This window comes from Rhizobium sp. TAL182 (assembly GCF_002117725.1).
GTDB classification, from domain to species: domain Bacteria; phylum Pseudomonadota; class Alphaproteobacteria; order Rhizobiales; family Rhizobiaceae; genus Rhizobium; species Rhizobium esperanzae.
Window position 1 is genome coordinate 291,854 of sequence record NZ_CP021028.1, and the last position, 12,574, is coordinate 304,427.

Genomic DNA, 12,574 nt, shown 5'->3' on the forward strand with positions numbered 1-12,574 from the left:
TGCGCCCGCTCCTGGTCACGCGGCATGCTTGCCGGCGCGGCCGAGCCTCTTGATCGCCTGCTCCAAAGGACGCTGCCCCTCACAATAATCCTTCCAGGCGGACGACTTCGATAGCAAGGCAGGCACGGTTCGGATCGTGAACCTTTTAGGGTCGAGGTCTGATTTCACCTGCGTCCACGTCAGAGGCATTGATACCGTCGCACCTGGGCGGGCTCGAGGAGAAAGCGGCGCTACGGCCGTCGCCATGCGATCATTGCGCAGGTAATCGAGGAAAATGCGACCGCCCCTCAGGCTCTTCGTCATCTTGATAAGGTAGAGATCGGGGTTGTTCCGGGCCATCTGCTGGCAGACGTCATGCGCGAAAGCCTTTGCCTCGGGCCATGACAGCGGCTTGCGCTTATTGACCGCAAGCGGGGTCACGACATGCAGGCCCTTGCCGCCCGTCGTCTTGCAAAAGCTGATCAGTCCGAGGTCTTCCAGCCGATCGCGCATTTCGCGGGCAGCGGCAACGACCGTGGCAAAGGGAACGTCAGGCCCGGGATCGAGGTCGAATACCAGACGACCAGGAACTTCCGGTTGACCGGGTTCGCAATTCCACGGATGGAGTTCGACCGCTGCGATCTGGGCGACCGCGGCAAGGCCTTCGATGCGATCGATCTGCAGGTATGGCTTTTTGTCCCCGAACACCTTGACCAGGTCGAGCAGGTTCGATTGTCCCGGCATCGCATGGCGCTGAAAGAACTGCTCGCCGCCAATTCCATCCGGGGCGCGGATGATAGAGCAGGGCCTGCCCTTGATGTGGTCGATCATCCAGTCGCCGACTGCCTCGTAATAGCCCGCCAATTCTTCCTTCGTGACCGGTTCGCTGCCGTTGGCATCCGGCCACAATGGTTTGTCCGGGTTTGAGATGAGCACTCCCATGACATCAGCCTTCGCACCCTTGCGGCGCGCCGGTGTTTGCCTGGCTCTCGGAACCGGCTCCGCGATGTCCGCTTTGGCGGGTCTTACCGGTGGCTCCGCCTCGACTTCCCGAGCAGGCTTATCTTCGCGCAATCCTTTGAAGGCTGCTTGGCGGACGAGACCGTCCGCGGTCCACCCCTCGAATTCGATTTCGGCGACAAGCTCGGGCTTTACCCAGACGACCTCGGCCTGCTTCTTCGGAGCACCGATACCCGTGAAGGGCGATCTCGCCGTCTCCAGCGCCTTCAGTTTCGGAAGCAACGTTTCGACTTTCTTGGCGCCGTAGCCGGTTCCGACACGGCCGACATAGACAAAATGATCGCCGCGAAAAACACCGGCGAGAAGGGAACGAAACCTGCCGTTGGTTTTGGCGTAGGCGCCGATCACCACCTCGTGCCCCGCCCGGCATTTCGACTTCGCCCAGCTTTCCGTTCTTCCGGATTGATAGGGGGCATCTGTCTGTTTTGAGATGATGCCTTCCAGCGAGAGCTTGCATGCCGATCTGAGGACGGCGTCACCGCCGGTCTCGAAATGTTCGACGTAGCGGATCCGAGGATCGTTGCCGGCCTCGGTGAGGAGCTCCTGCAATCGCCTCTTTCGCTCGATCAGGGGCTTCGACCGGAGATCCTCGCCGCCGTCATAGAGCAGGTCGAAGGCGAAGTAGACGAGGCTGGCGGTCTTGCCCTCCGATAGCGCCGCCTGGAGTGCCGCGAAGTTAGGCGCACCTTGCTCGTCGAGAGCGCAAATCTCGCCATCGAGGATACAATCCGGAAGCCCAGACGCCGCCTCGGCGATTTCGGGGTACTTGGTCGTCCAGTCGAGGCCTTTCCTGGTCTTCAAGGTGACTTCGCCATCGAGCACGCGCATCTGAATGCGATATCCGTCGAACTTGATCTCATGGATCCAACCGTCCCCGCCAGGCGGTCGCTCGACCTTCTCGCAGAGTTGCGGCGCGATGAAATCCGGAAGATCAACCGCCGTCGCAGTACCGGCGCGCTTTCCCGCACTCGCCTCCGACTGCCGCTCCTCGGCGGCCAGTCCGTGATTGCTGTCCCAGACGGCGTCCGCCTGGACCTTGCCGCCCTCCACCATGAAGGGTTTCGGCTTGCGCCCCTTGCCGGCTGCGATCATTTCCATGCTGCGGCCTGAGGCCACCGAGGTGACGTTTTCTTCGAGGATGGCAGCACCGTTCTCGTCCACGGAGAACTCGTCATGATGCTTGATCAACAGCCAGTTGGTACGCTTGCTGCGCTCGCGATCGTTGCGCATGCGCACCAGCACGAAGCTCCCGTGCAGGCGCTCGCCTTCGAGCGTGAACTTGAAATCACCCTTGGAAAGCGCCTGCTCCGGGCTCTTCCTGCCCTCCGGCTCCCAATAGCCGCGATCCCACAGCATGACCGTGCCACCGCCATACTGGCCTTTCGGAATAGTGCCTTCGAAGTCGCCATAATCGAGGGGATGATCCTCGACCTCGACCGCCAGTCGCTTGTCGTGCGGATCGAGCGATGGCCCTTTGGTGACGGCCCAGCTCTTGAACACGCCATCGAGCTCGAGCCGCAGGTCGTAGTGCAGCCGTGTCGCATCGTGCTTCTGGATGACAAAGCGACGGCGGTTGCTCTGTTTGAGGGACCGCTCGCCGCTGGGCTCAGCGGTCTTCTGAAAATCGCGTTTTGATCGGTAGCTTGATAGTTTGTCGCTGGCCATGGCTGTTTCCGGATATTCGGTCCTCAAACGAACTAGCGGTGATCGTTGTTCCAGCCGCCGGCGCTTTCGACTGTCCCCGCACCCATTTGTTAGATCGCGTATCTGACGACCGCGACGCTACATTCTGCAACAGAACAGGCATCAGCCGGAAACATACGTGATACATCGACCGTCTAGCACTCCGGTCGCGAGAAAGTCGCAGAACGCCACGCGAAGGAGGCTATCCCATGACCACTATTGCAAAGTTTTCCAAGTCGAGCCCGCTGCTCGGGCGGGCGATCGCCATCGCCGTCGGATCGTTGGCAACGATGTCTTACCTGCAGTCCGCACGCGCAGAAGAAGCCGGCGTAACGACCGTCCAAACAAGACCGGCGTTGGATGAGAGTATCCGCCCTTTCCGCATTCATGTCGATCAGAGCCAGCTTGATGATCTCAAACGACGTATAGCAGAGACACGTTGGCCGGATAAGGAGACGGTCGGAGATATCTCGCAGGGCATCCAGCTGGCGCGCGTTCAGGACCTTGTCCGCTATTGGGGGACCGACTACGACTGGCGCAAAGCCGAAGACCAGCTGAACGCCCTGCCGCAGTTCATCACGACGATCGACGGCGTCGACATTCAGTTCATTCACGTCCGCTCCCGCCATCCGAATGCTCTCCCGGTCATCTTGACTCATGGCTGGCCGGGATCGATCTTCGAGTTCATCAAGACGATCGGACCTCTCACCGATCCCACGGCCTATGGTGGCAAGCCGGAAGATGCGTTCGACGTGATTATTCCTTCGATTCCCGGCTACGGCTTTTCCGGCCGACCGACAGATCAGGGATGGGGACCTGACCGCGTTGCCCGCGCCTGGGACGTCCTGGTGAAGCGCCTGGGTTACACGCATTACGTTTCGCAGGGTGGCGATCACGGCTCGGTGATATCCGACGCCTTGGCACGGCAAGCACCGAAAGGCTTGCTGGCAATCCATTTGAACATGCCGGCGACTGTACCGGGCGATCTCATGCGGGCGATCAACAATGGCGACGCGGCCCCTGCCGGACTGTCCCCAGCGGAAAAAGGGGCCTACGACTCTCTGAGCGCCTTTTTTGGCCGCAATGCCGCCTATGGCGCCATGATGGTAACGCGGCCCCAGACAATCGGTTACTCGCTGTCAGATTCCCCGTCCGGATTGGCGTCATGGATTTATGAAAAGTTTGTCCAATGGAGCGACAGTGACGGCGTTCCCGAACGCGTTCTGACCAGAGACGAAATGCTGAACGATATTACGCTCTACTGGTTGACCAATACCGGCGCGTCGTCCTCGCGGTTCTACTGGGAAAACAACAACAATAACTTCAGCTCCGAGGCGCAGAAGACAAAGGATATCAAGATCCCTGTCGGCATCACGGTTTTTCAGAAGGAGATCTATAAGGCGCCGGAGAGCTGGAGCCGACAGGCTTATCCTTCTCTCGTTTACTACCATCAGGTGGAGCGAGGCGGACACTTTGCTGCTTGGGAGCAGCCCCAGCTGTTTGCGCAAGAACTGCGGGCTGCCTTCAAATCAGTTCGCTGACTGCGCTTCGAGTTGGGCGCGGCTCCTCCCTGGTGCCGCGCGACAGCTATTTCCAAGTCCGACGTGACCTCCGGGGCTCGGCCTTTGGTAACGTGCAGCGGCACGCCTGGGTCGCACCGGACGGCTGGTGGCCTGCACCCGCCAGGGAGCCGCGAATGACGGCTTCGCACGCACGCGGGTCCAGTCCATCCCATCCTCCCTTAATAAAGCTGCCGTCGGGATGAACCATTTATCCAGCGGAAAAATCTTTTGCCGGATCGCCCGCGAGGGCTATATCCTCGGGATGTCTCACTGAATCTGGATTGCCATGACCGACACTGTTCTCGACCGCTTTCTCCGCTATGTCGTTATCGACACCCAATCCGATCCCTCTTCATCGACGCAGCCGACCACCGAGAAGCAGAAGGATCTCGGGCGGCTGCTCGTCGACGAGCTGCTGGAGATCGGCCTTGCGGACGCGCATCTGGACGAACACGGTTATGTCTATGCGACCATTCCTGGAAATAGCGACAAGCCGGTGCCTGTCATCTGTTTCTGCTCGCATATGGACACGGCGCCCGATTTCAGCGGCACCGACGTCAAGCCCCAGATCGTCAGGAATTATGCGGGCGGCGATATCAGGCTTGTCGGCGATTCTAGCCGGGTGATCCGTGTCGCCGAGCATCCCGAGCTCAGCAACCAGATCGGCAACGACATCGTCACGACCGATGGCACGACCTTGCTCGGCGCCGATGACAAGGCGGGACTGGCAGAAATCATGACCGCGGCCCGGGTTCTCGTCGACAATCCCGATATCCGGCACGGAACGATCAAGATCCTGTTCACGCCCGACGAGGAAGTCGGACGCGGCGTCAACAAGGTCGATCTGGATAAACTCGGAGCGGACTTCGCCTATACGATGGACGGCGAGACGGTGGGCCACGTCGAGGACGAAACCTTTTCGGCCGACGGCGTCGAGATCAGCATATCGGGCGTGGCGATACATCCGGGTTTCGCCAAGGACCGCATGGAGAACGCCATCAAGATCGCCGGCGCCATCATCGACCGGTTGCCGAAGGACGTGGCGCCGGAGACGACGGAAGGCAAGCAGGGCTTCATCCATCCGGTCGGCGTCACCGGCTCGATGGAAAAGGCGTCGCTGAGCTTGATCGTTCGCGACTTTACCGACGAGGGGCTCGCGCAAAAGGAGGCGATGCTCGAAACCATCGTCAAGCAGGTGATGTCGGCCTATCCCGGCTCGACCTACCATTTCCAGGTGACGGAACAATACCGCAACATGAAGACGGTGCTCGACCGCCATCCGGAGATTGTCGAGAACGCGCTTGAGGCCGTGCGTCGTGCCGGCATGACGCCGGTGCGCGGCAGCATTCGCGGCGGCACGGACGGCTCGCGGCTCTCCTTCATGGGGCTGCCGTGCCCGAACATTTTTGCCGGCGGCCATGCCTTCCACTCGCCGCTCGAATGGGTGAGCCGCCAGGACATGGAAAAAGCCGTCGCAACGATCGTGGAGCTTGCGAAGATCTGGGAGGAGCGCGCCTAAGGCGCTCTTCCCACTTGAACGAAATACAGGTTTATCCGCCGTTTACCGGGATCTCGCCGCGCAGCATCACGCTGTCATAGGCGGGGCGGGGCGTCGGGATCGCGATCCGCATTGCCGGCTCGGGCGCAGGCGCGGTTTCCGGTTGGGTTACCGGGGCCGTTATCTGCATCGGCGCCGTGCTCGCCGTCGGCATCGGATCGGGCGCCGGCAGAGGAACGGGAACGGCCGAGGGTATCAGCGCCTCGAATTGCGGCGGCAGCATGCTTTCGCCGGGCACATAATTCATCGCCACCTCATAGGACGGCAGCGGCGGCGGCGTTTCCAGCATGCCATTGGAATCGCGCTTCTCGTAGAAGGCATTGCCGCCGGCGACCGTCACATAATGCATGTTGTCGTAGGGGAATTTCAGACCGTCGGTATGGAAGAACATCGCATCCTTCACCTGGGGATGGCGCGCACCCTTCAGCAGGATCGCATCGGCCGCGGTGGCGAGTTCCGGTTCGGCCTGCGGCTTGACTTCCCGCGTCATGACCCCAGGCGCAAACTGCTTCTCCTGGGCGACAACACCGCAGATCGACGGTGGATAGGCGCCCGACGTCAGCCTGTTCATGACGACGGTGCCGACGGCCAGATAACCATCCTCGTCGGAATGCTGCGATTCGAAATACATCGCGCGCTTCAGGCAGTCGCGATCCTTGGCGGTATAATTGAAAGTGACTTTCGCCGCTTGAGCCTGTTTTGTCTTTGCCGGCGTCGTCGCCGGCTTTGGTGTTGTGGTGCAGCCTGCGGCCGCCAGTCCTACGAATAAAATCCCGATCAGGGATTTTCCAAAGGAAATCTCCGCCCTCAACGCCAGGTGCCTCCTATGGGATTAGTCCAGCCCTTTATGATTAACGCGAAAAATCTTTTACTCGTCATATGACTGAAATACAAACAACCAGAGATCACAAAAGGCTTTAGAGACTCTCGCCGCGTGCGATTCCGGCGATTAGCCTGCGGCCGTCTGCTGCATAATCCCCAAAAATTAAGGAATTATGCACCAACTCAAGCTGTTGGAGAGCCTGCTGCCCGTCGGCAAAGACGCTGAAACTCGAATCAGCTGCGAAACAGCTTCCAGCGAGTCGGCTTGAATGCCACCCGGTGCCGGTCGAGCCTGTCGGCCTCGCTCGGCGGCAGTTCGATTTCGACGTGCGGGCGCTCACTGCCGATATCGAGCTCGATATGACGGGTGCCGGCGACGCGGCGGCTGGAGACCGGCTGGCCGGCAATGCAGTTTTCGGCTGATTCGCAGAGCCTGACATCATGCGGGCGGAAGTAGAGCTGCGCCGGTCCGTCGGGCTCACCCTCGGCATTGAGGCCGAGCGAGCGACCTTCGAAGCGGATGTCGCCGTCCGCGATTTCGACCTGCAGGCAATTCGACTGGCCGATGAAGCCGAAGACGAAGGGCGAGTTCGGATAATCATAGACTTCGTCGGGCGTCCCGACCTGCTCGATCGCACCCTGGCTCATGACGACGACGCGGTCGGCAAGCTCCAGCGCCTCATCCTGGTCGTGGGTGACGAAGACGGTGGTGTGGCCGGTGCGGTCATGGATTTCGCGCAGCCATTTGCGCAGGTCCTTGCGCACCTGGGCATCGAGCGCTCCGAAAGGTTCGTCGAGCAGCAACACGTTCGGCTCGACCGCCATGGCGCGGGCGAGTGCCACACGCTGGCGCTGTCCGCCGGAAAGCTGGGCGGGATAGCGTTTTTCGAGGCCGGAAAGCTGCACGAGGTCGAGCAGTTCCAGCGCCCGCCTGCGGATGTCGGCTTTCGCGGGACGCCGGGCACCCTTTCTGACCCTCAGGCCGAAGGAGACGTTGTCGAGCACCGTCATGTAGCGGAAGAGCGCGTAGTGCTGGAAGACGAAGCCGATATTGCGCTGCTGTACCGATTTCTTCGAGGCATCCTCGTCGCCGAAGAAGATCTGTCCCTCGGTAGGGCTTTCCAAACCGGCGATCAGCCGCAGCAATGTCGTCTTGCCGGAACCCGAAGGGCCGAGCAGTGCGATCAGCTCGCCGGAGCGGATGTCGAGCGAGACGTCGTGCAGCGCCGGAAAACGCTCGAATTCCTTGCGAATGTTTTGAACGCGTACTTCCATTTCAAATCCTTCAGTGCCGCCGGCTGGCGGATATTTCGGCGCTGTAGCGCATTTCCAGCAGTGTCTTCAAAACCAGAGTCACGAGCGCGAGCAGCGCCAAAAGTGTGGCGACGGCGAAAGCGCCGGTGAAATTATATTCGTTGTAGAGAATTTCCACCTGCAGCGGCATGGTATTCGTCTGGCCGCGAATGTGGCCGGAGACGACCGACACGGCCCCGAATTCGCCCATGGCGCGGGCGTTGCAGAGCAGCACGCCGTAGAGCAGACCCCACTTGATGTTCGGCAGCGTCACGTACCAGAAGGTTTGCCAGCCGCTGGCGCCAAGCGAAAGGGCCGCCTCTTCGTCGGCCGTTCCCTGTTCCTGCATCAGCGGGATCAGTTCGCGGGCGACAAAGGGGAAGGTGACGAACATGGTCGCCAGAACCAATCCCGGCACGGCGAACAGGATCTTGATCTCGTAGGCACTGAGCCAGTGGCCGAGCCAGGTATTGGCGCCGAAGAGAAGGACGAAGACCAGGCCCGAAATGACAGGCGAGACCGAAAAGGGCAGGTCGATCAGCGTCGTCAGAAAGGCCTTGCCCTTGAACTCGAACTTGGCGATCGCCCAGGCGGCGGTGACCCCGAAGGCGAGGTTGAGCGGCACGCTAATGCCGGCAACGATCAGTGTCAGGCGGATCGCTGAGAAGGTTTCGAGATCTTCGAGCGCCTCGATGAAAGGGCCGGCGCCCTTGCGGAAAGCCTCGACGAAGACGGCGGCGAGCGGCAGCAGCAGGATCAGTAGCAGGAAGACGAGCGAAAGGGCGATCAGGCTGTAGCGCGCGATCCGGTGTTCGGTCGTCACCGAACGCAGCTTGGGTTGAACGGTTGCATCACGCGCCATAACCGTACCTCCGCCTGCTCCAGCTCTGGATGAGATTGATGACCAGCAGCATGGCGAACGAAAGGATCAGCATGATCGCTGCAATGCCTGTCGCCGCCGCATAATTGTATTCTTCGAGTTTGATGACGATCAGCAGCGGCGCGATCTCCGATTTGAACGGCAGGTTGCCGGCGATGAAGATGACCGAGCCGTATTCGCCGACGCCTCGGGCAAAGGCGAGTGCGAAGCCGGTGAGCACGGCAGGCGCCAGCCCCGGCAGCAGCACGCGGAAAATCGTTTGGAAGCGGTTGGCGCCAAGCGTTGCCGCAGCCTCCTCAACTTCCTTGTCGATCTCCTCCATGACCGGCTGCACCGTGCGCACTACGAAGGGCAGGCCGACAAAGATCAGCGCGATGATGATGCCGGCCGGGGTGAAGGCGATCTTGATGCCGAGCGGCGTCAGGAACTGGCCGACCCAGCCGTTCGGCGCATAGAGCGTCGTCAGCGCGATGCCGGCAACGGCGGTCGGCAGTGCGAAGGGCAGGTCGACCATGGCATCGATGATGCGTTTGCCGGGGAAGCGATAACGCACCAGCACCCAGGCGAGGATGATGCCGAAAACGGCATTGACAACCGCGGCGACGAAGGCGGTGCTGAAACTGATGCGCAGTGCGTTGAGCGTACGCGGATCGAGCGCGATCGACCAGAATTTCTCCCAGCCGAGCGCGCTCGACCGGACGGCAAGGCCGGAGAGCGGGATGAGGATCAGAAGGGTGAGCCAGGTTAAGGTAAGGCCGAGCGCCATTCCGAAACCCGGAATGACGCTCGGCCGCCTGAACCGCCACCGCGTGGGGCTATGTGCTCTCATGAAATCTATTATTGTGCCGGCTTGTAGATTTGGTCAAATACGCCGCCGTCGCCGAAGAATTTCGGCTGTGCTTCTTTCCAGCCGCCGAAATCGTCGACCGTGGCCAGCGTCAGCTTCGGAAAGCGGGCGATATCGGCCGGATCGGCGGCCTCCGGCTTGATCGGCCGGTAATAATGCTTGGCGGCGATCTTCTGGCCTTCGTCGGAGTAGAGGTAGTTGAGGTAGGCTTCGGCGACCTTGCGCGTGCCCTTCTTGTCGACATTGCCATCGACGACCGCGACCGGCGGGTCGGCACGGATGGAGAAGGTCGGCGTCACGATTTCGAACTGGTCGGGGCCGAGCTCTTCGAGCGAAAGATAGGCTTCGTTTTCCCAGGCCAGCAGCACATCGCCGAGGCCGCGCTGGACGAAGGTGGTCGTGGCGCCGCGCGCGCCGGTATCGAGAACCGGAACATGCTGCAGCAGCTTGGCGACGTAGTCCTGCGCCTTGGCATCGTCGCCGCCATTCGCCTGCTTGGCCCATGCCCAGGCGGCGAGGAAATTCCAGCGTGCGCCGCCCGAGGTCTTCGGGTTGGGGGTGATGACCTGCACGTCATCCTTGATCAGGTCGCCCCAATCCTTGATGCCCTTCGGATTGCCTTTGCGGACGAGGAAGACAATCGTCGAGGTGTAGGGGGTCGAATTGTTCGGAAGCTTGCTCTTCCAGTCGGCCGGGATCTTGCCAGTCGCCTTGGCGATGGCGTCGATATCGCCTTCGAGGGCAAGCGTGACGATGTCGGCGTCGAGACCGTCGATGACCGAGCGCGCCTGGGCGCCGGAGCCGCCGTGCGAAGCTTTGATCGTGACGGTTTCACCCGTATCCTTCTGCCACTTGGCGGCAAAGGCGGCATTGAAATCCTTGTACAATTCACGCGTCGGGTCATAGGAAACGTTGAGCAGCGCCTGATCCGCGTATGACGGCGCAATGCTCCCGATGACGAAGCTGCCTGCCATGACCACGGCCGCGATGAGCCGGGTGAACCGTTGTGTCTGCATGGGAACCCTCCTGTTATCTGCCTTAACTCTATCAAGTCAGTCGTATAAGGAAACGAAACTTGTTCCTGTTCAAGTGGGTCAGTTAGAATGTCATTCCATTTGAATGCTGACTTTGAAATGGGCGTGCCGGAGTTGGCCGCGGCCAATCGCCCGGTTGCCGCAGCCATGCCGCAAAACCGTGTTTTTTTGGCCACAGTTCCTCCACATCAGGCGTGAGCAACGCTGATTTTTGCCCGCATTTGGCCGCGATGGCACTTGTGGATTCCTATATGGCGGCGGTGCGGTCGTATTTGCCGGCCGCTACGTGGGGGCATCCCTTGAAATGCGCCTCGCAATCCAAACCTGTTAGGGCCATTCAAAATGAATATCAGAACTATCCTTTTTGCCTCCGTTGCCGCCCTTGTCGCGGCATCCGGAGCACGCGCAGCCGACGCCATCGTGGCGGCGGAACCCGAGCCCGTGGAATATGTTCGCGTTTGCGACGCCTACGGTACCGGCTATTTTTATATTCCGGGAACGGAAACATGCCTTTCGATCGGCGGCTACATCCGTACCGAAGTGCGCTTCGGTGACAACATTGCCGGCGATTCCGACGTAAACTTCTGGACTCGCGGTCAGGTGACCTTCCAGGCCAAGAACGACACCGAGTACGGCACGCTGACCGGCGTCATGACGCTGCGTTATAATGCCGACAACGCCTCCGATCAGGAAGCGCTGCTGGATGAAGGCTATATCGACATCGCCGGTTTCCGCGTCGGTAAGCTCTATAGCTGGTGGGACGACGACATGAGCGGCGAGACCGATACGCTCGCCAGCAACGAGACGACCCACAACTCGATCCGTTATCAGTACGAGAATGGCGCTTTCGCCGCCGGCCTCTCGGTCGATGAGCTGGAAGAAGATTACGCCACCAAGCCGGGCGAAGGCCCGAACAACTTCGGTGTCGCAGGCCAGGTTTCCTACAAGGCCGGCGCCATCAGCGCTTACCTGCTTGCCGGTTATGACACCGACACCAGCGAAGTCGCCGTCCGCGGCATCGTCTATGCCGACATCGGTCCGGGCACGCTCGGCATCGCCGGCATCTGGGCAAGCGGCGCCAACTACTACTACGAAGAGTCCGAATGGACGATCGCAGCAGAATACGCCTTGAAGATCAACGACAAGTGGACGGTCACCCCGGGCTTCCAGTACTTCGAAAACATCGCCCTGGAGGCTGACGGCAATGGCTTCACCGGCGGCAGCGCCTACACGACCGGTGTGACGATCGACTACCGGATCGTCGACGACCTCAGAACGAAACTTAGCGTGCAGTACCACGATGAGGACGAAGGCGACGACGAAGTCTTCGGCTTCCTGCGCTTCCAGCGCGACTTCTAAGTTGGTCTGATTGCAGACAAGCGGGCGCGGCCTTCGGGCCGCGCTTTATGCCCGGGAATCAGCGATGAAATCGGAATAGAATTCGTCCGCTGTCCTTGCCCTGCGCATGGCGGCAAGCACGCCATCCGATTGCAGCCGCCGGGCGATGGCCGACAGCACGTTCAGATATTCGCCGCGATTGTTCTCCCCGAAGATGAGCACAAAGGCGATGTCCGTCGGGACATCGTCGATCGCTTCGAAATCCAGCGGCTGCGCGAAGCGGATGAGAAGGCCGCGCGGACTGGTCATGCCGTCGATCGCGGCATGCGGAATGGCAATGCCATTGCCGATCCCGGTGGAGCCGAGCTTCTCACGCGCTTCGAGCGCCTTCAGAATGGTCTGGCTGTCGACGGAAAAGGCCTTGGCTGCCTTGTCCGCTATGATATGCAGCGCGCGCCATTTTGTCGGTGCCGACACGCCGATGAAGGTGTGTTCCGGCCGTATGATGTTGGGAAGATACATGTCATTCTCGATACTGTTCAGGCGGCGGGTGAGAGC

At 60.6% G+C, this 12,574-nt stretch carries 10 protein-coding genes; 3 read left to right on the forward strand and 7 right to left on the reverse strand.

All coding sequences use genetic code 11. The annotated features are described in order from the left end of the window. Positions 1-15 precede the first annotated feature (15 nt). Positions 16-2,664 (reverse strand): DNA ligase D, encoded by a 2,649-nt coding sequence (gene ligD, locus Tal182_RS27990; protein ID WP_085861592.1) that lies wholly within the window; start codon positions 2,662-2,664, stop codon positions 16-18. A gap of 227 nt (positions 2,665-2,891) precedes the next feature. Between ligD and Tal182_RS27995 the strand changes: the two genes are divergently transcribed. Next, positions 2,892-4,223, forward strand: a complete 1,332-nt coding sequence (locus Tal182_RS27995; protein WP_085861593.1) for an epoxide hydrolase — start codon at positions 2,892-2,894, stop codon at positions 4,221-4,223. 307 nt (positions 4,224-4,530) lie between these two features. Beyond that, positions 4,531-5,763 carry a peptidase T gene (pepT, locus tag Tal182_RS28000; protein ID WP_085861594.1) on the forward strand — a complete coding sequence of 411 codons (1,233 nt, stop codon included), beginning with the start codon at positions 4,531-4,533 and terminating at the stop codon, positions 5,761-5,763. 31 nt (positions 5,764-5,794) lie between these two features. Here pepT and Tal182_RS28005 read toward each other — a convergent pair whose 3' ends face one another. The 5 genes from Tal182_RS28005 to Tal182_RS28025 all read right to left on the reverse strand — a co-directional run bounded on the left by Tal182_RS28005 (position 5,795) and on the right by Tal182_RS28025 (position 10,660). After that, on the reverse strand, positions 5,795-6,613 hold the full coding sequence (locus Tal182_RS28005; protein ID WP_064808441.1) for a cell wall hydrolase: 819 nt from the start codon (positions 6,611-6,613) through the stop codon (positions 5,795-5,797). Between the two features lie 245 nt (positions 6,614-6,858). Then, positions 6,859-7,899, reverse strand: coding sequence for a sulfate/molybdate ABC transporter ATP-binding protein (locus tag Tal182_RS28010; protein WP_064808443.1), 1,041 nt, complete (start codon positions 7,897-7,899; stop codon positions 6,859-6,861). Positions 7,900-7,909: 10 nt separating this feature from the next. Then, positions 7,910-8,779, reverse strand: coding sequence for a sulfate ABC transporter permease subunit CysW (cysW, locus tag Tal182_RS28015; RefSeq protein WP_085861595.1), 870 nt, complete (start codon positions 8,777-8,779; stop codon positions 7,910-7,912). After that, complete coding sequence (gene cysT / locus Tal182_RS28020) at positions 8,769-9,626, reverse strand: sulfate ABC transporter permease subunit CysT (protein WP_085861596.1); 858 nt, start codon at positions 9,624-9,626, stop codon at positions 8,769-8,771. The genes cysW and cysT overlap by 11 nt, the downstream gene beginning before the upstream one ends. 8 nt (positions 9,627-9,634) lie before the next feature. Further along, complete coding sequence (locus tag Tal182_RS28025; RefSeq protein ID WP_085861597.1) at positions 9,635-10,660, reverse strand: sulfate ABC transporter substrate-binding protein; 1,026 nt, start codon at positions 10,658-10,660, stop codon at positions 9,635-9,637. A gap of 360 nt (positions 10,661-11,020) precedes the next feature. On the opposite strand from Tal182_RS28025, the gene Tal182_RS28030 reads away from it, so the two are divergent. After that, the gene (locus Tal182_RS28030; protein WP_064808453.1) at positions 11,021-12,037 is read left to right on the forward strand and encodes a porin; all 1,017 of its coding nucleotides are present in this window, start codon (positions 11,021-11,023) and stop codon (positions 12,035-12,037) included. 45 nt (positions 12,038-12,082) lie between these two features. Here the strand turns inward: Tal182_RS28030 and Tal182_RS28035 are convergent, their stop codons facing one another. Next, a complete protein-coding gene (locus tag Tal182_RS28035; protein WP_085861598.1) occupies positions 12,083-12,538 on the reverse strand; it encodes a PTS sugar transporter subunit IIA in 456 nt (151 codons plus the stop codon). Between the last annotated feature and the right edge of the window lie 36 nt (positions 12,539-12,574).